Source organism: Elusimicrobiota bacterium, assembly GCA_016722575.1.
Lineage (GTDB): Bacteria > Elusimicrobiota > Elusimicrobia > FEN-1173 > FEN-1173 > JADKIY01.
The window spans coordinates 694,074-712,292 of record JADKIY010000002.1; the positions used below are offsets into that span (position 1 = coordinate 694,074).

Sequence of the window (18,219 nt, forward strand, 5' to 3'; positions counted from 1 at the left end):
AATCTCGGGGTGACTGGACTTGAACCAGCGGCCTCCTGCTCCCAAAGCAGGCGCTCTAGCCAACTGAGCTACACCCCGGTCCCCGTAATAAATTGTCCGGGGAGCCCCGGCGACTTGGGCCGGGGCACCCCGGCGGGGTTTCCGTCGAGATTCTAGCGGTTGCGGTTCCCGGGGTCAACCAACGGCGCCCCCCACGGGAGAATTCCAGGTTTCGTGGCGCACGTTGTTGCGGCCGGCGCGCTTGACTTCGTACATCAACCGGTCGGCTTCCTGAATCAACAATTCGACGTCGTCGGGTGGGCGCGGGAAGGTCACGGCGCCGAAACTAAAAGTCACCTTGGGGTCGTCCTCCCGGGGGGCGGAGAGGTGCGCCCGCATTTTGCGGATGACGGTGTCCGCCGATGGGGCGTCGGTGTCCGGGAGCAACACGGCGAATTCGTCGCCCCCCAGTCGCGCCACGGCGTCGGTCCGGCGAAAATCCTTCCGCAGGGTGGTCACCGCGGATTTAAGAATCCGGTCGCCGGCGGGGTGGCCCCAGCGGTCGTTCAGGTCCTTGAAATGGTCCACGTCCAGATAAATCAGGGTGAGGGGGCTTTTCCGCCGGCGGGACCGGTCGACTTCCAACCGAAGCCGCTCGATGAAGGCCCGGCGGTTGAGGACGCCGGTCAACGGGTCGATCTGGGCCAAACGCCGCTCCTGTTCAAAAGAACGGCGAAGGGCCGTCAGCAGGAGGGCCGTAACGGCGAAAAACCCGGCCTTCGCCACGGCGTTCCAGAGGCCGACGACGGGGTGCGGATGGGCGTGGGCGGACTTAAGATCGACGGTAAATTCAACGACCGCCGCGGCCACGGCCATCAGCAACCCGTGACGGCGGCCGAGAAACCAGGCGTACCAAAAAACGGGAACCAGATAAAAAAGGATGAGGGAAACGTCGGGGCCCGTTCCTCCGTCGACAATCCCCAGGAGGAGGAGAAATCCGACGCCCTCGAGTTCCAGCGCGCCGTTGGATTGGCGCTCCAGCCCCGCCAAAAACCGGTCCAACCGGCGGAGGGACCGCCCCCCGGCGATCAGGGGCTCGGCGAGGGGGGTGGCCTTTCGAAAGGGGGTCACGATCCTATCGTCTCAAGTCCAGCGGCGGGAGTCAAGGGAGGGCGTTTTGCCCTCCCGAACCCCCGTTTTCCGCCCGGTGGACGCTGAAACGGCGATTCGCGGGGGGCGCACCCCCCGTCAACGACTTCGGGCGTTAGGCCCCCGCCTCGACGGGATTAGGGTTTTTTGGACCAGGCCATCTCGACATCGACGGGCACTTCGTCTTTGACCGCCATCCCGAGCAGGGAAGGGGCGGGAACGGTGAAATCGGTTAAACGAAGGGGGATTTGCCCCCTGAACCGAAAGCCGCCGGAACGATCGGAAACGCGAAATGGCACGGACGGGTAGCGGTGGGATTTCCCGGCGAATTCGATGGCCAGGTCCGCGGTGAACTCCTCCCCCGCGGGGACGCCCTCCAAATTCACCGACACTTTGACCATGGGGAACTGCGCCCCCCGGGTCGTTTCGATCATGTGCAGGTCGCGGTTGCTGTCCCCCGATTCGAAGGTGCCGACGGGAGCGGCCACCAGAAACCGGCACCCCGAAGCGTCGCAGAGGCCTTTGCCCCGGGACGCGTGGCTGGTGCCCTCCACCTTGTGCAACCGGTGCGTGACGCGGTAGGTGAGGGTCGAAGACTCCAAAACCCAGGTGGCGGCTCGAGGCGCCCCGACGAACCCGACGAAAAGCAAAGCGAAGACCCAGAGGCGGCGCACGAAAATCCCCCCTAGAAGTTAAAGACCATGACCAGCATGGCCGCCGTGTAAGTCCCGGCGGCCAACCCGGCCACTTCCTTGTGGTGCTTGGCGGCCCCGTGAACGCTTTCCCCCCGGTCCGCTTGCTTGTAGGCCTGGTAGCCGAGAATGGGGGCGGCAATCATGGCGGGGAAGTGAATCCAGGCCAGGGCCTTGTGCACTTTCGTCAGCCCCTTGTTCCGCTTCACGCCTTCGCCCTCGGGAGCAAAAAACGCGAAGGACGCCGTCGTCAAATACATGGCTCCCGCCGTGACGCCCAGAGCGCGGTGGGTTTTCGTTTCCGAATTCACGCCCCCCGTTGTCGCCGATTCGTATTCCGGGGCGGTCATCACCGTGGCAATCAGGGGCACGGCCGTGGCCAGGCCCAAAATTTGATGGGTCTTCAGCAGGCGGGAACGCCGATGCAACCGATTTTGAAGTTCGGCGTTGCCCCGGGTTTGATCCTCTTTAAAACCCAAATCGTCCAACGACAGCGACGGGGCGCTTTCCTCGGCTCGACCCGGAACGGGGAAGGATGAAAAAATCAACGCGGCGGCAACGGCAAGGCGAACGTTATTCATTTGATCCTCCAAACAAGTTGAAAAAGACATGCCAATCCACTTCATTATAGTAATCTTCATTTTGAATAACATGACACCCATCATGCCTTCCCCCACCGCCCCCGACAACCCGCCCGGCTTCCGACTGCCGCGCAACATTCTTGTCCTCGGCGGGGTCAGCTTATTGAACGACACGTCGTCGGAAATGATTTACCCGCTGCTCCCCCTTTTCCTCACCCAAACCCTCGGGGCGTCGGCGGCCTCTCTCGGGCTGATCGAAGGCGTCGCCGAATCGGCCGTGTCCTTGTTTAAACTTTTTTCGGGCTACTTGTCGGACCGACTGCGCCGTCGGAAAATCTGGATCGGCGTGGGGTACGCGGCGTCCAACGCCGTCCGCCCCCTGATCGCCCTGGCCGGGTCCTGGCCGGCGGTGCTCGCCCTTCGCTTCGCCGATCGCATCGGCAAAGGGCTGCGCACGTCGCCCCGGGACGCCCTGGTGGCGGAATCCGTCCCCCCGGAACACCGGGGGCGGGCCTTCGGGTTTCACCGGGCCATGGACCATCTCGGGGCGGTCATCGGCCCCTTGTTGGCGGCGTTGCTTCTTTGGCGGCTGCCGGACCAACTGCGCCTTATTTTCTTCCTATCGGCCGTCCCGGGGGTTCTCGTCGTCCTTCTGGTGGCGGGGGGCCTGCGGGAGATCCCGGGGACGGTCCGGGAGTCCCGCGTGTTCCAACCCCTGGAGGCTTGGCGGACGGTTCCCATCGGCTTTAAACGCTATTTGGGCGTCCTGCTCCTGTTCAATCTGGGCAATGCCTCGGACGCTTTCCTTCTCCTGAAAGCCCGGCAATTGGGGCTCCCGGTCCTGGCGCTTCCTCTGCTCTGGAGTTTTCACCACGTGATCAAAAGCGCCACGTCGGTTCCGGGAGGCCGGTGGTCGGACCGATTCGGCCGCAAACGGCTCCTGCTCGCGGGCTGGTTGATTTACGCGGCGGTGTATGGGTTGTTTGCGGTGGCCCGGGGCGCCTGGACGCCCTGGGCGCTCATGGGCGTTTACGGGGTGTTCTTCGGCCTGACCGAAGGGGTCGAACGGGCGCTCATCGCCGATCTGGCGCCGGAGGCCCTTCGAGGCTCGGTGTACGGCCTCTATCACATGACCGTGGGGTTTGGGTCCCTCTTGGCGTCGGTGGCCTTCGGACTCGTTTGGAAATGGCGGGGCGACCGCGCGGCCTTTCTTTTGGGCGCGTCCTTGGCCCTGGCGGCGGCCGTGGCGTTGGCGTTTTTGAAGGGGGTCAGCGGAGGCGAACCACAAACCGGAGAACGTCGCCCCGGTCTTTGATTTCGCTGTAGATGTATTTGATGCTGTCTTTGGGGAGGAGCATTTCGGTTGTGACTTTTTCCGTCACCACCTTTTGCCGGGCCTTGACCAGATCCCCCTGGGGCGAATCGGTGTGGAACTCCAGGGCGAAGGGGTAGCGGGAGTAATCCCGCAACACGTCCAGCGTGCGTTCAAAAATGGGCAGGGCTTCGACGGCGATTTTATCGTCCTTGAAAAGAAACTTGGACGAAATTTCCACCACCATGTTTTTCTTGTCCTCGAATTTGAGGTGCTTTAGCGTGAAAGCCTTCCCCAGCGTGGTGTGGGCGTTTTTGTATTCGTCCACCGTGATGAAGCGGAAGGAGTAGGCCGTCGCCACCTTGATCATTTTCCCATCTTTGGCCGTGCCGTCCCAGACGATCTCGTCCACCGGGTTTCCGTTCCCGGTCAAGGTCTGAATCACCTCGCCCGTTTCGTCTGTGATTTCCAGGCGCCAGCCTTTGACGGTGGTCTTGGCCGGTTCGGGATGGAAACTGATCAGGGGCGGTTCCGCCAATTCCGGCAGCCAGGGGCGGGCGGTCTGGTTGGAGGCCAGGCGGTCAAAGCGCTGAAAATCGTCTTCGCCGGGGACCGTCCGGGGCCGCTCCAGCAATTTTTCCGTTTTCTCCGTCACGGAATCCGCCATTTCCCGCACGTCGATTTTGATTTCGGGGGTGGGCTTCTCGATCAACACTTTGTCCTTGGCCTGCCCCGTGACTTCCATGGATCCGAGGTTTTCCTGGGCCGTGGTTGGGGTGGCCGGGGCCGTGGGGGCGGGTTGGGGAGAGGGGGACGCGACCGGGGCTTTGGCGGGCGCGGCCTTCTTGGCCCCTTTGGGGGCCGCGCCCAGGGGCGCGGCGATCAACAGCGTCAGGACCAACCACGGTGCTTTGTTCATTTCGTCTCCCTTACAACGCCCGAAATTTGAAGAGGATGAAGCCCCATTGCTCCTGGCCGTACTGGGCTTCGGACAACGGCTCAAAACGCCACTGCCGGAGAGCCGCGATGGCCGCCGAGTCCAATTTGCCGTATCCCGACGAGCGTTGAACGGTGATGTTCGCTTTCACCACCCCGGTGTGCAAAACAAAAAACTTGAGACTGACGGAGGCGATCAGGCCCTGGTCCCGCGCCCAATCCGGGTAGACCGGCAATACGGCGTTGAGAATGCGCCGGTTGGCGAGCGCCCCGGAGATCTCGTAGGGCGACCTTCCGTTCCCGCCGCCGACCCCGCGGCCGGTCCCGCTCACGGCGCCGCTCAAATTCGATCCTCCGCCCGACGAAGAGCCGCCCACATCGCCGATGCCGGCAAAGCCTCCCGACGTTCCGGACAAACCCGAAGCGCCCCGGTCCCGCAGGCCACCGCCGCCGGAGCCGTCGCCCGAGCCGTCGCCGCCGCCCGTGCCGCCGCCGGTCCCGAAGAAAGCGCCGGAAACGCTCTTGATGCCTTTATCGCTTCGCTTGGCCACCGCGATGCGGGGCGCGTCGGCGTCCATGCCGTTGGACAACTCGCCCCCGGGCAAGGGTTTGACCGCGAAAGGAAGGTCCTTGGCGCCCACCCGGTAAGCGGTGGATTTGTTCTTGATGGTTCCCCCGCCCCCGATCACGGGGCCCGCCCCGATGCCGCCCGAGGCCAGCCCGGCTTCGGTTTTAATGTTATCGACGTTGATCGAACCCGACAACCCGCCGCGGGCTTTGTCGCTCAGTTTTTCCTCGCCCAAAATTGATTGAATTTTTCGGCTCACCTGAATGGGGCCGGCCGAGGGGTACCGGCCAACTCGGGCTTGGGAGCCTCCTGGAGAAGTTTCTCCACGGGGACGGGCTTGGTGGCCAAACCCACCATCTTTTGAACGCGTTCGAAAAAGCTGGATTCTTTGGGTTCTTCCTTGCGGGGGGGTTCCGGCTCGGGCTTGGCCTCTTCTTCCACCACGAAATCGACGCCCACGATGGGGTCGCCCAGAGGACCCGCGTCCGGATGCCCTTTCCAAAACAACAACGGAACGTGCAAAGCCAGGGCGATCCCCAGGCAAAGCATTTCCCGGGGCTTTCCGAAAATATGATCGTTCAGGTCCAACGAACTGGCGGTCATGGCGCGGCGCGGACTTCCTTTTGACGGGTCGCGATGGCGATCTTTTTGGCCCGGGTCTTGGTCTTGATCACTTCCATTAAATTCTCGACGTCTTCGTAATCCACGTCCTTGTCGGCGCGGATGATGACCATCGGATTGCTTTTCTTTTTCAGCTTTTCGTCCAGCCGGCGGGGCAGATCGCCCACAGGGACAATGTCCTCGTCGATGGCCACCCGCAAGTCCGTGCCCAGGGAAACGGATATGTTCTTTTCCTTGGTTTCCGCGGTGTAGGCGTCGGGCAACGTCACTTCCATGTTGGGGATGTTGAGCACGGGGGCGGCCACGAGCATCACGATCAACAACACCAACGTGATGTCGATGATGGGCGTGATGTTAATGCCCGAAATGCCCGCGCCTTGGTCCCGGACTTTTTTCATGATTTGACCGCCCGTTTCACGAGGGACAGTTTTTCCGCCCCCGCCTGCTTGGCCGTGTCCAGCGCCGTCACCATGCGCCCATGGGAGATGCCTTTGCCCGCGGTGATGATGACCGTGCGGTCGTCCTTGCGGCTTAACTCGCCCCGCAAATTGGTGAGGAGCTGGAGGTCCGTGGTCAATTTATTGGTGTTCAGGTAATACCCGTCGGTTCGGACGTCCAGGAAGAGCGGCTTTTCTTTGACGGTTTGATCCGACTTCACGGCCACCGCGCCCCGGGACGCGAAGACCTGGATCATGGACTGCATCACCATGGGGGTGATCAACATCAAAACAATGAGGAGAACCAGCGAAATGTCGGCCAACGGCACGACGTTGATTTCGCTGATTTCCTCGGCCTCGCCTTTTTCGATGGACCCTTTTTTCACCGGGAATCCCCCGCGTCCCTAGCGCTTGTCCCCGAAGACGGCCAAAAGCAATCGTTGGCCGTAGGTGTTCATCTCCACCAGCGTTGCGCGCAAGCGGAAGTTGAAATAGTTGTAGATGATGGCCGCGGGAATCGCGACCACGAGCCCCGCCACCGTCGTGATCAAGGCTTCCGAAATACCGGCCGCCACCACCGACGGTCCGCCCGAGCCCGATCGGGCCAAATCGTGAAAGGCGCGCAACACGCCGAGCACGGTGCCCAACAAGCCGATCAAAGGCGAAATAAAACTGATGGTGCCGAAGAGGCCCACCCGCTTGCGCAGGAATTCCTGGCCTTCTTCCTTTTCAATCACCATGCCGTCTTCGGCGTCCAGTCGGGAGACGAGGGACCCTTCCAAACCCGCTTTGAAGACTCGGGCAAAAGAACCGTGGGACACTTCGCAGAGAGCGATGGCGTCCCGAAGCCTTTTTTCCCGCACCAAGCCCATGATGCGCTCCCAAAGTTCCCGGGGGAATTTGGCTTCCTTGCGGAACACCCAGAACCGCTCGGCGGTAAACGCCAACAGCAGCACCGAAAACACCAGAATCGTGCTGATGATGGGCGGGTTGATCATGAACCATTCTTTGAAGCCCATGGATGTCATCTTACTTGCCTCCCTTCAGTGCGGAAATCTTCTCCTGCGCGATGGCCCGCCACTCCGCGTTGGTGCTGTGGGAGGCGATGTCTTGATACACGGCGACGGCGTCGGCCTTGGCCCCGTCGCTTTCCAACGCTTCGCCCAACATCACCAAACCGGCGAGGCGGAATTTATTGTCCCGGGGCGTCAACGCCTGGAGCAACCGGTAGGCCGCCTTTTCCTCGGCGGAAGCTTTGAGTTTCTTGTAGCAACGGCCCATGGAGAAATACGCTTCGAACACTTCCGGCTGGTCCGCCGGGACTTTCTTGTAGGCCTCGGCCGCCTTGGCGAAATCTTCGGCCTGTTCATACAGTTGACCGGTTTGAAGAATCGCAAAAGGCGCCTTGGAGTCGCCGGGGTAACGGCGGAGGAAATCTTCGTAAGCGCTCACGCCCTGATAGGGCTGGCCCGCTTTGCCGTAGCACACCGGGATGTTCAGCGAGGCGTCCCGGGCCTTGGGATCGTCCGGGTGTTTCTCGATAAAGTCGTGGAAGGCCACCGCCGCTTCGCCGTAATTCTTCAGGCTGAAATAGGCGACGGCCAATTTGAACCGGGAGTCCTTCGTCAAGGCGTCCTGGGGGTAATTGAGCACGAAGTTCTTGAAATTCATGACGGCGTTGGGAAAATCGCCCTTCAGGAAATAGGAGTCGGCTTTGTAGTAGTACGCCTGGAGGGCCTGGCTGCTGTTGGGGAAGTCCAGGATCAAGCGCTCAAAATAATCCAAGGCGCGGTCGTAGTTTTTCCGATTGTAGGCCTCCGCCCCCAATTCCCAGTAAATATCGGCGGTGAATTTGCTCTGGGGGAATTGGTCCGCCACGCCCTTCATGTCGTCGCCGGTCTTGCCCTGCTTGTAATAGGCCATTTGCAAAAGGTCCTGGACCTCGCCCATTTTTTCGTCCAGGGGATATTTTTCCATGTAGGCTTTGTATTGCTCGATGGCGCGGGGCATGTCGCCGGCGTTGTAGTGGCACTGGCCCATCATCAGCATGGATTCCTTGGCCAGGGGCGACTCGGGATACTTTTCGACGATCTGGCGGAAGTAACCGTAGGCCTGGGGGTATTGGCCGAGGCCGAATTGGGTGCGGGCCGATTGAAACATCGCGTCCGGGGCCAGACGGCTGCTGGGGTAACGCTCCGTCAGCGTGGTCCATTTTTTGATCGCGTCGGTGAAATATTCCAAACGGTAAAGGGCCAGGCCCGATTGGTGCAAGGCCCGATCGGCCCGGGAATCGTCCGGGTACTTGGTGAAAAATTCCTCGTAGAAACTCGCGGCTTTCTCGTATTCGTGCTTGTTGAAGAACACGTCGGCGGAATCCAGGAGGGCGGTTTTCTTCACCTCGGGGTTGTCCATCTGTTGGGACAATTCCAAGGCGCGGGCCTGGGTTTCCACCGCCTGATCGTAAAGCCCCAAGCGCGCCAAACTGGCCGCGACGCCCAAGGTGGCGCCGGGCAACAAATCGGTTTGACGGAAGTTTTTGATCAACAAGTCGTAGGTCTGCCGGGCGAGCTCAAACTGGCCGATGTTGAAGTAAGATTCGGCCACCCAATAATAAGTTTCGGCCTGCCAACGGGAGGGGCTGGCCGGGGCGGTTTTTAAAATCGTGTAGACGTGGGTGACCACCTCGGCGTAGCGCTTGTCCTGCACCAGGGCCACCGCCAACAGGTAGAGGGCCTTTTCGTAATAGGCCGTGTTCGGGTAACGGTCCAAAATGGATTGGTAGGTCGTCATCGCCTCGTCCGTCTGCTTCATCATCTGTTGGCAGAGGCCCATCAGAAGCGAGACTTTGGCGTAGAGTTCCCCCCATTCGAAATCCTTGAGGAACTTTTGGGAGCGGGAGATGGCTTGGTCGTATTGCCCCTGGGCCGCCAGGCACCAGATGATTTTGTATTGGGCGTCCATGGCGTAATCGTCCAGGGCGGCCAATCCCCCGAAACCCGTGATGGCTTTGCCCAATTCGTTTTGACGGAGGGCGATTTCGGCCATGAGGTATTGGCTGGAGGGACCCGAAATGTTTTCGGGAAACTCTTTCATTAATTGGGACCAGTTTTGCCCCGCGGCCTCAAAGGCGCCGTTCTGGAAATTAACGCAACCCATGCGGAACAGCGCGTAGGGTCGAAGGGGGCTTTGAAGTTCCTTCTCATGGATTCGCTTAAAAGCGCTGTAAGCCAGGGGGTATTCTTTGGATTGGAAATAGGCCTCGCCCATCTGGAAAAGCGCCTTGTCCGTCCAGATTTTGGCGGTGTCGTTGTCCACCAGATCTTTGAGGATCTGCGCCGCGGCGATCACCCGGTGGGACAACCGCTGGCACACCCCCCGGTAATATTGACAGGCGGGATCGTCGGGGGCCCGCTCCAGAAGCGCCAGGGCGTCTTGATATTCCCCCCGCTCCATGCGGACGAGGGCCAGGGGAACGACCACCTGGGGCAAATTGGCGTAGCCGGCGTTGGCTTGAAGAAGCTTCAGCAAATAAATTTCGGCTTTTCCGTGTTCGCCCCGGACCAGCAAGCAATGGGCCGACCCCAACAACGATTCCGCCCGGAGGCTGGCGTTCTTGGATTTTTCCACCCACGCAAAGTAATCGAGAGCGGTCAAATATTTTTTGAGATTGTAGTGGCATTCGCCCAAGCGCAGACGCGCGCTGACGGCGAGATTTTCCTGGGCGGACCCGTAGGAACCGATGAATTCCTTGAACTCCCCGGCGGCTTCGTTGAACCGGTTCTGGCGGAAATAGGCTTCGGCTTTCAGGTATTTGGCCGCGGCGGCTTTGGGATCCCGGGGATACTGCTTGAGGAAAGTGTCGCAACCGGCGACGGTGGATTCGTATTGACCGGACTGGAACGTTCCGGACAACACGGCAAAATAGCGTTCCGCGTCGGGGTTGACCATCACCGCCCCGGCGCTGAGCGCCAGACAGAGAAGACCGCCCGGAAGAATCCGGCGGACGCGTCGTTTTAAAATAAAGGAACTCCTGGTGCCGATCAAGGTGCGCATAGTCAAAGTCACTGGGCCGCGGGAGCGACGGGAGCGGCCGAACCGTTTCCGGGGGCCGACCCGGCGCCGTCGGATTCCGCCGGAATTTCCAGCGGCACCGCCGGCGACGTGGGCACGACCGGCGGCGGCGGGGCTTCGGGCGGTGCGTCGCCCTTCACGCTGGCGTCCACCCCGCCGACGGAATTCGTCTTATAGTCCAGCCGGAACTTCCCGCGCTCTTCCCAAATTTTGCCGTTCTTGTACTCGACGCGGAACACGTAATGATAGCGGCCGCGCCGCACCGGCTTGCCGCCCGAATCCATCATGTCCCAGACCACCCACTCCGGCGGCGAAGCGGGATCGCCCAAGCTTCGGAGCACGTGCCCCTCGGCGTCGGCGATGGTCAGCGTCCACTTGACCAGCCGGAATTTCGGAACGCCCACGTGGAATTTGACTTCGTTTTGCAGGCCTTCCACGTAAATGGCTTCGGTCTCCGGAACGATCCCCGCGGGGTCGATCCGCGTGCGGTAGACGTTGCCCCACCGCCATGTCAAAGATACCTTATTAAAATCACCCACGTCCGATTGGGTTGAAAAAGCGTAATCCACTTTCACGGTCCGGAGGGCGACGCCCAACCCGGCGGTCAGCGTCCCCTTTTGGTCCCAACCGGTCCTTAAGCTTAACAGGGAAAGTGGGTTGTATTCAAGGCCGGCGGCCACGTAAGCGCTCTGGCCGTCGGTCTTGTTGGCGTCCAGCCCCAACAAAAAGAGGTTCTCCGGCCCGTGGTAGGCGACCCCCGCCCGGGTGGAGCGTCGAAAAATGTCGGGATCGGAGGCGAGGGTGATCCGGGGACGGTTGAGATTGCTGATCGACAAACCAAAACTGAGGCCGTTCCAAGGTCGGGTGTAGCCCGAGAGGTCGAGACCGAAGGCGTTGCCCGAGTTGGCGAGCACGGTCTGCTGCAGAAATCGAAGGCGGCCGCCCAGGGACCAAGCCTCCCGAAACGGCCGGGCGTAGGACACCGAAAACGCGTTGTGAACAATGGATCCGTCGTTGCCGGAAGCGAAATTCAGGTCGTCGCGGCCCTGAAAACCGTCGGAGCGGAGCATGATGTCGGAGGCCGCCAAGGCGCCCAAGGGCCCCAAGGGAACCCCGACGGCCGCGTAATACATGTGGGTGCCCAGGGCGAAGGGGGCGTACATCGTCACCCATTGGTATTCGTCCAAGAAAGCCAGGGCCGCCGGGTTCCAATACTCCGCCGTCGTGTCGTCCGCCACGGCGGTGAAGGCGCCGCCCATGCCCAAGGCGCGGGCCCCCGCGCCGAACCGCAAATAGTCGCCCGCGTCGCCGAAGGTCACTTCCCCCCGTCCCACGACCGCGGCCACCAAGAACAGGCCGGCCCCCCCAGCGCGGAAAGCGATTCGTCGAATCCGGGGGGAAATCATTTCCGCACCGCGACCTTTCGACGGAACGTTCGGCCGTCGGCCCTCAATTCCAACACCGCGATGTAGCCGCCGTTCCCGACGGTTTGACCGTCCGCGTTGCGGCCGTCCCAGGCCAACCGATTCAATCCGGCCTGTCCGCCGGATTGCCCGGGGGACACTTCGGTTTCATAAATCTTTTGCCCCATCACGTCATAGATCGTCAAAGTCACCCCGGAATCCTGCGTCAAATTGTATTCCAGAAACGTCACGTCGCGCCCGGCTTGAAAAGGATTCGGGTAGTTGACGACGCCCTCGTCCGATGACGTCGCGGCCGACACGTAGATCGTCGGGCTGGTTCGCGTGGATTCCACGTGGGTAAAACCGGCCTGGGTCACCCCGTAATGGCGCACCGAATGAACGCCGACGCCCGGCAAGGCGAAGGGACCGGCGTAAACCTGGTAGGGCCCCCCGTCCACGGAATACCGGATTTCGGTCAGGGACATTCCGGCCTCGTAGTCCGCGTTGACCGTTACCAGATCCCCGGCCTTAAGGGCGCTTCCTTTTCCCGTCGATCGGCCGTAGCCCGAAAAGCTCAGGGAGGTGACGGGCGGGCCCAGAAGCCGGAACCCCTGGCTGGCGCTGAAAGATCCGGAGCGCGCGATAAAGGTGCCCGGGCCGGACCCGGAGGTCGCCGCTTGAAAGTTCACGTTCAACAAGCCGAAGGCGTTGCTCAGGCCCGACGGATTCAAAAGCGTGCCCAAAGCGTTGTTGTCCAACGAAAGCGTCGTGGCCAGGTCCGGGATCGGGTTGGCGAACCCATCCAACAACGTGACTTGAATTTGGGCGGTCGTGCCGGCTTCCAGGGATCCCGGCAACGCGAGGGACAATCCGGCCAAGGAGCCGGGCTTCATATTGATGATGGGGCTGTCGGAAAACCGCGTGCCGTCGTCGACTCGGAACCGGAACAAGCCCGCCTCGGTGTACGCTTGCTGAAGCGTCACGGGACCGCCCGACATGGCGCCGTTCGTCACCTGGAGAACGCCCGTCCCCGGCAAACCGTTGACCACCCGGATGGCCGTGATCGTGAAAGTGGAGGAGAAGTTTTTGGCGACCGTCCCCGTGTCCACGTCCGATGAAACGATGACCATGGAGAAGGCGGAGGGGGGACCCACCGTCGATTCCGTGGGCTGCGTCACGCTGTAAGCGACGTCCCGGGGCACGAAAGCGACGGGGGCCCGGTTGTTGCTGTAGCCCTGCCAGCCGTCGGCGTCGTAGATCCGGAAAATAACGTTTTCCGCCGTTCGGTAGGAGAGCGTCAGCGTCACGACGCCCGAGGGGTCCATCTGGAATTTGTTGGGCTCCGCCGGGTACGTGGGGGTCGGGTTCACCAAATTGGCCACGTCCAAAGGCTGCAGGGAAGGGTCGACGGGCACCACGTAAAAGTCGCCGGTGGTTCCCGACACCAAACCGGTCGTGGTCGACCCGTTGAACCGGAAAAGCGCCACGGTCAATCGGAAATCCCGGGGGGGCCCGGTGTAGTAGTCGCCGAAATTCAAGACGGTGGTCGCCTCGTAGACGCGCCCCGTCAGTGGAATGGCCACGGATTGGGACACGACCGAAGGCGTCACGGTGTCCTGGGCGGTGACCGTCACCAAGGGCGGCGTGGTCAATTTGATGTTGTTGAAATTGGCGATGCCGTTGACCAGGGGCGCCTCGGGTTGGGCCGCCAGGGAACCGTCGTCGGCCGCCAGCTTGATGCGCAGCGTGGCGGGGCTCGACACCGAACTGACGACGTTCCAGTAGGTGTCCACCGCCTGGACCGTCAGAGAGAACGTCTCCCGGGCCGATTGGGGCAGAAGTCCCGACGAATCCTTGCCCGTGGCCGACGGGATGCCCGGAATGGCGGTTTCCCCCGGGGCCAAGATTTGAAGTTTGACGTAAGCGCCCGGATCGATGTCCATATCGTCGGACCCGTTGACGAGGAACGCCCCCACGGTCCCGGTCGCGATGATCACGATGTGTTCGGCCTTGGTGTATTTAAAGTTGAATTGCGTTTCCCCCTGATTCAAGCTGACCCCCGTCACGGGAGAGGTGCCCACGGCGGGGAGGCCCCCGACTTCCACCCGGAGGGACACGGCGTGGTCCAGCGTTCGAATGGGGAAAGAATCGAAGATCGAATCGAAAAGCTGAATCGTGATCGGAAACGTGTCGTCCGTCGTCTGGCGGTTGGGAGCGGTCACCACGTATTTAAGTCCGTTGGGCGCCACGGTGATGTTCGCGGTGTAGGCCAACCGGCTGAAATTGTCCGTGATTTTGATGCGGATGGTTTCCACGTGATCGTAGTGCTGAAGGGGAAGGGTCACCTGCCCCGCGACCAAATTGGCGCTCAACACGCCCAGCGACACGGTGCTGGGCGCCCCGGAAGAGGTCTGGGCTTCAAAGAAGACCGTGTGATTGTAAGGCCCCGGCAGGCCGGTCAAGGGATCGATCAATTGGACCGTCATCGAAAAGGGCGCGCCCACCACCGTGGTGCTCGGAACGCCGACATCGAAATACGCCCCGGGAAGGATCGGCACATCGGAATAATTCGTCTTGTTGAGGGGGCTGGCGGGGTCCGTCACCGTGACTCGAACGGGATTGATCAAGGCGGTGCCGCTCAGATACAGGTTCGTCACCGTCGCGGACCCGGCGGTGACGTTTATTCCCGTCAAGCTCACGGCGCCGTCGTTGGAGGAAAGGGAATAGTTCCCCCCCGAGTAAGCCGGGTCCATGTTGTAAAAGGGATCGCAGGCCACGATCGTGAAGGTCGTGTTGGTGTTCGCGATAATCGGCGTCGGCGCCCCCGATTTCCCCGAGGCGAAACCGGGGCGTTGTGTTTCGCCGCCGGCCAGCAGAAGCAATTTGCCGGCGGCCGCGGTGTAGGAGCCCGGATTGATTTGCACCGTGGAAGTGTCCGTAAAACCGGTGGCCGTGTGCGACGCCAACACGACGTGGGAACCGGCGGTGTAGATGAATCCGAAGGTCGAGCCGGACCCGTTCACCAAATTGACCGGACTGCTGAAACTGGCCGACACGTTGGGCGCCGGGACCGACAGGTTGACGGGGCCGTTGAAATTCATCTTATTGCCGTGGGCGTCCACGGCATACACCGTCGCGGCGATGGCGTCCCCCGCGGTTTTGGCGTCGGGGCTGTTGATTTTATTGGGCGTCCCGCCCGGTTGAAAAGACTGTCCCGGAAGGACGACGACCACCCCGGAGAGGATCGCCAGTTCGTAAATGTCGAAGAAAACGCTGAACCCCTCCTTGAGGGGCGGCAAATTGTAATAGGCCCGGATTTGCAGGCGATCGGCCCCCAGGCCCAATTGCTTTCCGGCGTAGTTGACCACGACGTTGGTCGAAACGATCCCGCCCGTGACCGGGTTGGCCACGAAGGTGATGGTGGAGGGCACGATGGCCCCGTCGTAGGTCACGGGGACCCCGTCGCTCCACAGCTCCAACCGGACGGACCCCCCGAAATTGGTGGCGATGTTGTTGAACTGATCGAAAGCCGAGACCGTGATGGCCATGGCGTCGCCGGCGTTCTTGTTGGACACGCCCGTGACCGTGAAGTGGTCCAGGGGGCCCGGCTGAACGGTCAAGGTCGCCGTGACCGTTTTCGTGGCGACCAACGTGTCGGTGATCTTGAAAATATTCGTTCCCAAATTGCCCAGCGTGACGGTATTAAACAGGCTCCCGCCCGACATGGGAAAGGGGTTCGGCGCGGGGAAGGTCACGGTGCCGCCCACGGGGGTTGTCAGCTGAAAATTCAAGGAAGGCCACCCCGGGACGGGGGGGTTGAGGACGGGGTTGAAGTAATCATCGGTCAAATACACCGAAATGGGAAACGCGGTGTTGACCGCTTGATCCACGATGATCCCCGTTTTCCCGTCCGGCTCGGTGAGGGGCGGAACCCCCGGGGCCAGGGTTTCTCCCGGCAAAGAGACGATGACCCGGTCGTAGGGCCGCGGATTAACGGTGAACAGGGCGCTTTGGCCGTTGGTCGAGGTGATGGCCCCGGCCAGCCGCTGGGACGCGGGACTCGCGGTGCGCACACGGACCCCGGCCACGGTCGTATCGCCGATGGCGGGCATGGTCAGCGGGCCCGGCGCGTCGATGTAACCGGTCGGCGACGTCAGGGTCAAAGGCTCCGGCCCTCCCAAGGCGACTTGGTTCCAACTGGCGTCCACCGCCCGGACCACCACCGTCATCAAATCGCCCGCGGTGGCGCTGTTGGGCGACAAGGCGTTTCCGGGGTAGGCCCCGGGCGTGTAAATTTCCCCCGGCAACGTGAACCACAACATGGACAGAGGACCGGTGTTCACTCGAAAGGGGTTGGAATCCCCGATCCGGCCCCCGCTGTCGTCCACGTTCAAACACACGTTGAGTTTCTGTTTGGTGACCTTGATGGCCCCGGCCCAGACTCCGTTGACAAACGTGACCGAGGTTTGCGGCCCGGGGGTGACTTGGTCCACATCGACGGTGTTGGCGCCCAGGCCGGTGCCAACGCAGTCGTTGGCCGAAACCACCGCGGCCGAATTGTACGTGGTGACGGTGTTGCCGATGGCGTCCCGGGCCCGGATCGTGACCGCGAAGGGAGACACCGCCGACTGGGGGGTCGCGATGGCGGACCATTCAAAACTGCTGGCGGCGCCGCTCAAGACCGAAATGGAGGTGGAATCCGTCGTGCCGTTGGTCCCCTCGGTGGTCTGAATGATGTGGGCCACGCCCGAGGCCAAGAAGGAAAAAGCGTTGTTCATGGACAGTTGATTGCCGGCCGCCACCGATTGCCCCACGGGGACGGTGTCCGTGCCGGGATGGGTGATGGAAACGAAACTCACGGAAACGGGGTAGAGCCCCGGTTCGGGGTTTCGATCCGTACGGATGGGGTTGTGGAACTGGTCCACCAGAAAAGCGTTCACCACCGGCACCGGCAGGCCCGCCGTGGCCGTGTTGGCCGCGCCCGTTTTTCCGGCCCCCGTTCCGGGGGTCAGATTTTCCCCTGGGAAAGCCAATAATATGTGATCGAAAACGTTGGGTTCGACCGTCAATCCGATAATTCCCGAGGCCCGGGTGACCTGGCCCGGGTAGAGAAGTTGGGCCGTGGCCGTGATGGAGTTGTTGAGACTCCCGATGGTCGTTCCGAACAACGTGACGGAGGCCACGGCCACGCCGTTGACGAAATCGGCCCCCGGAACGAACGTACTGCCCAGATTGACGGAACTGTCGCCCACCAAGGCCGAAATATCGACGTTGTCTGAAAAAGGGACGACGACGGCCCCGCCGGAATCCCGGGCGGTCAGGGTGACTTGGAAGGGGACGCCGGCCATGGCCGTGAAAGGGGCCCCGGGCAGGGTCACGGTGAATTGGGACACCGTGCGGAAGATGGTGACGGACATCTGCCCTTTGACGGAAGCGTCCACTTGGTTTTGAACGGTGAGCGTAAAAGGACCGGGCGTGGCCGCCGCCCCGACGAACAGGGTGAAATTGGTGGGGCCGGCGATGGCCACGCCGTCGACCACGTCGTTCGGGGTCACGGTGACCCCGGCGGGCAAACCGATGAATTTGACCCGGTGGGGGGTGCCGTCGGGCAGGCCGCTCTCCTGGGGGTCGACGCTGATCGTCACGGCGTTATCGCCGATCATGATGTCGCTGGGACCGGCGATGTTGTAGCTGCTCACCGCCCAAAGGGCGGGAGCGCCCGCCAACAGAAAAACGGCCGATCCGACGAAGCGGGAAATCGGCTTCACGGGGTTTCCTCAATGGCTTGAATCGTCAAATCGACCACACCGCGGGCGGGGGACGACTGGCCCCCAACGATTTTTCGGGACACGGCTTCCAAGCGATTCCGCCGATCGGCGGCGCCCGAGGCCGTCAAAGTCACGACCGCCTCGGCGATCCCCCCGTGGAAAAGGTCTCCCGACAAAACGGCGGGCGACACCGTGCCCAACGAGGCGTTTAAATTGACGTCGCTGTGGAAAGAGGTCACCGCGCCGCCCCGATCGTCCCGGGCGATGAGTTGAAGAGCGAAGGGTTTTCCCACTTGGCCGACAAAAGGACGGACCCGGGGCGTGAGCGTGAAAGTGGTCGCGGGGCGTTCGACCAAGATTTCGGCCATGCCCAGAACGCGCTTGTTCGCGGCGTGGCGTACGGTCAAAACGTAAAGCCCGGGGGCCAGCGTCGGGAGGGTCCGGACGGTCACCGGGGTTTCGCCCTGAAATTCGAATCCGCGCGCGGGGGCCGACACCGGGGCGAAGCCCGCGGGCAGATCCATTTTAACGCGCTGGGGGGCGGCGTCCGGCTGATCGCCCGAACGTGGACCCACGACCAATGTAAAGGCATCGCCGGCCATGACCGCCGCCGGAACGGAAAGGACGTAGCGATCCGCCGCCCGAAGATTCGGGGTTCCGGCCGCTAAAGCGATCGCCAGCGCCGCGGTGCCTCGTCTCATC

The 18,219-nt window shown here is 62.0% G+C and carries 14 protein-coding genes and 1 tRNA gene; 1 reads left to right on the forward strand and 14 read right to left on the reverse strand.

Annotation, left to right across the window (positions count from 1 at the left end):
- Positions 1–4 precede the first annotated feature (4 nt).
- The 4 genes from IPP68_06735 to IPP68_06750 form a co-directional block, all read right to left on the reverse strand.
- A tRNA-Pro gene (locus IPP68_06735) sits at positions 5–78 on the reverse strand.
- Positions 79–174: 96 nt separating this feature from the next.
- The gene (locus IPP68_06740) at positions 175–1,110 is read right to left on the reverse strand and encodes a GGDEF domain-containing protein (GenBank protein ID MBL0350053.1); all 936 of its coding nucleotides are present in this window, start codon (positions 1,108–1,110) and stop codon (positions 175–177) included.
- Positions 1,111–1,265: 155 nt separating this feature from the next.
- The gene (locus tag IPP68_06745) at positions 1,266–1,802 is read right to left on the reverse strand and encodes a YceI family protein (protein MBL0350054.1); all 537 of its coding nucleotides are present in this window, start codon (positions 1,800–1,802) and stop codon (positions 1,266–1,268) included.
- Between the two features lie 11 nt (positions 1,803–1,813).
- Positions 1,814–2,401, reverse strand: coding sequence for a hypothetical protein (locus IPP68_06750; GenBank protein MBL0350055.1), 588 nt, complete (start codon positions 2,399–2,401; stop codon positions 1,814–1,816).
- 82 nt (positions 2,402–2,483) lie between these two features.
- Here IPP68_06750 and IPP68_06755 point away from each other — a divergent pair, with 82 nt between their 5' ends.
- Positions 2,484–3,716, forward strand: a complete 1,233-nt coding sequence (locus tag IPP68_06755) for an MFS transporter (GenBank protein ID MBL0350056.1) — start codon at positions 2,484–2,486, stop codon at positions 3,714–3,716.
- Here the strand turns inward: IPP68_06755 and IPP68_06760 are convergent.
- Genes IPP68_06760 through IPP68_06805 form a run of 10 tightly spaced genes read right to left on the reverse strand, consistent with a single transcriptional unit; the run spans position 3,670 to position 18,218 of the window.
- Positions 3,670–4,632, reverse strand: coding sequence for a hypothetical protein (locus tag IPP68_06760; GenBank protein ID MBL0350057.1), 963 nt, complete (start codon positions 4,630–4,632; stop codon positions 3,670–3,672). The two genes, IPP68_06755 and IPP68_06760, sit on opposite strands and share 47 nt — an antisense overlap.
- A gap of 10 nt (positions 4,633–4,642) precedes the next feature.
- Positions 4,643–5,476 carry an energy transducer TonB gene (locus IPP68_06765; protein MBL0350058.1) on the reverse strand — a complete coding sequence of 278 codons (834 nt, stop codon included), beginning with the start codon at positions 5,474–5,476 and terminating at the stop codon, positions 4,643–4,645.
- Complete coding sequence (locus IPP68_06770; protein MBL0350059.1) at positions 5,473–5,820, reverse strand: hypothetical protein; 348 nt, start codon at positions 5,818–5,820, stop codon at positions 5,473–5,475. Before IPP68_06770 ends, IPP68_06765 begins: the two co-directional genes overlap by 4 nt.
- Entirely contained in the window at positions 5,817–6,236 is a 420-nt protein-coding gene (locus IPP68_06775) for a biopolymer transporter ExbD (GenBank protein MBL0350060.1), read from the reverse strand. The genes IPP68_06770 and IPP68_06775 overlap by 4 nt, the downstream gene beginning before the upstream one ends.
- Positions 6,233–6,661, reverse strand: a complete 429-nt coding sequence (locus IPP68_06780; GenBank protein ID MBL0350061.1) for a biopolymer transporter ExbD — start codon at positions 6,659–6,661, stop codon at positions 6,233–6,235. Before IPP68_06780 ends, IPP68_06775 begins: the two co-directional genes overlap by 4 nt.
- Before the next feature lie 18 nt (positions 6,662–6,679).
- Positions 6,680–7,303: a MotA/TolQ/ExbB proton channel family protein gene (locus IPP68_06785; protein ID MBL0350062.1), complete on the reverse strand. Its 624-nt coding sequence runs from the start codon at positions 7,301–7,303 to the stop codon at positions 6,680–6,682.
- 1 nt (position 7,304) lies between these two features.
- On the reverse strand, positions 7,305–10,340 hold the full coding sequence (locus IPP68_06790; protein ID MBL0350063.1) for a tetratricopeptide repeat protein: 3,036 nt from the start codon (positions 10,338–10,340) through the stop codon (positions 7,305–7,307).
- A complete protein-coding gene (locus IPP68_06795) occupies positions 10,337–11,752 on the reverse strand; it encodes a PorV/PorQ family protein (protein ID MBL0350064.1) in 1,416 nt (471 codons plus the stop codon). The genes IPP68_06790 and IPP68_06795 overlap by 4 nt, the downstream gene beginning before the upstream one ends.
- A complete protein-coding gene (locus IPP68_06800) occupies positions 11,749–17,517 on the reverse strand; it encodes a hypothetical protein (GenBank protein MBL0350065.1) in 5,769 nt (1,922 codons plus the stop codon). Before IPP68_06800 ends, IPP68_06795 begins: the two co-directional genes overlap by 4 nt.
- The gene (locus tag IPP68_06805) at positions 17,514–18,218 is read right to left on the reverse strand and encodes a hypothetical protein (protein MBL0350066.1); all 705 of its coding nucleotides are present in this window, start codon (positions 18,216–18,218) and stop codon (positions 17,514–17,516) included. Before IPP68_06805 ends, IPP68_06800 begins: the two co-directional genes overlap by 4 nt.
- Position 18,219 lies beyond the last annotated feature (1 nt).

Coding starts and splice junctions, on each gene's coding strand:
- IPP68_06805 (MBL0350066.1), bottom strand. CDS start 18,218: ATGAGACGAGGCACCGCGGCGCTGGCGATCGCTTTAGCGGCCGGAACC.
- IPP68_06785 (MBL0350062.1), bottom strand. CDS start 7,303: ATGACATCCATGGGCTTCAAAGAATGGTTCATGATCAACCCGCCCATC.
- IPP68_06755 (MBL0350056.1), top strand. CDS start 2,484: ATGCCTTCCCCCACCGCCCCCGACAACCCGCCCGGCTTCCGACTGCCG.
- IPP68_06760 (MBL0350057.1), bottom strand. CDS start 4,632: ATGAACAAAGCACCGTGGTTGGTCCTGACGCTGTTGATCGCCGCGCCC.
- IPP68_06775 (MBL0350060.1), bottom strand. CDS start 6,236: ATGAAAAAAGTCCGGGACCAAGGCGCGGGCATTTCGGGCATTAACATC.
- IPP68_06770 (MBL0350059.1), bottom strand. CDS start 5,820: ATGACCGCCAGTTCGTTGGACCTGAACGATCATATTTTCGGAAAGCCC.
- IPP68_06795 (MBL0350064.1), bottom strand. CDS start 11,752: ATGATTTCCCCCCGGATTCGACGAATCGCTTTCCGCGCTGGGGGGGCC.
- IPP68_06750 (MBL0350055.1), bottom strand. CDS start 2,401: ATGAATAACGTTCGCCTTGCCGTTGCCGCCGCGTTGATTTTTTCATCC.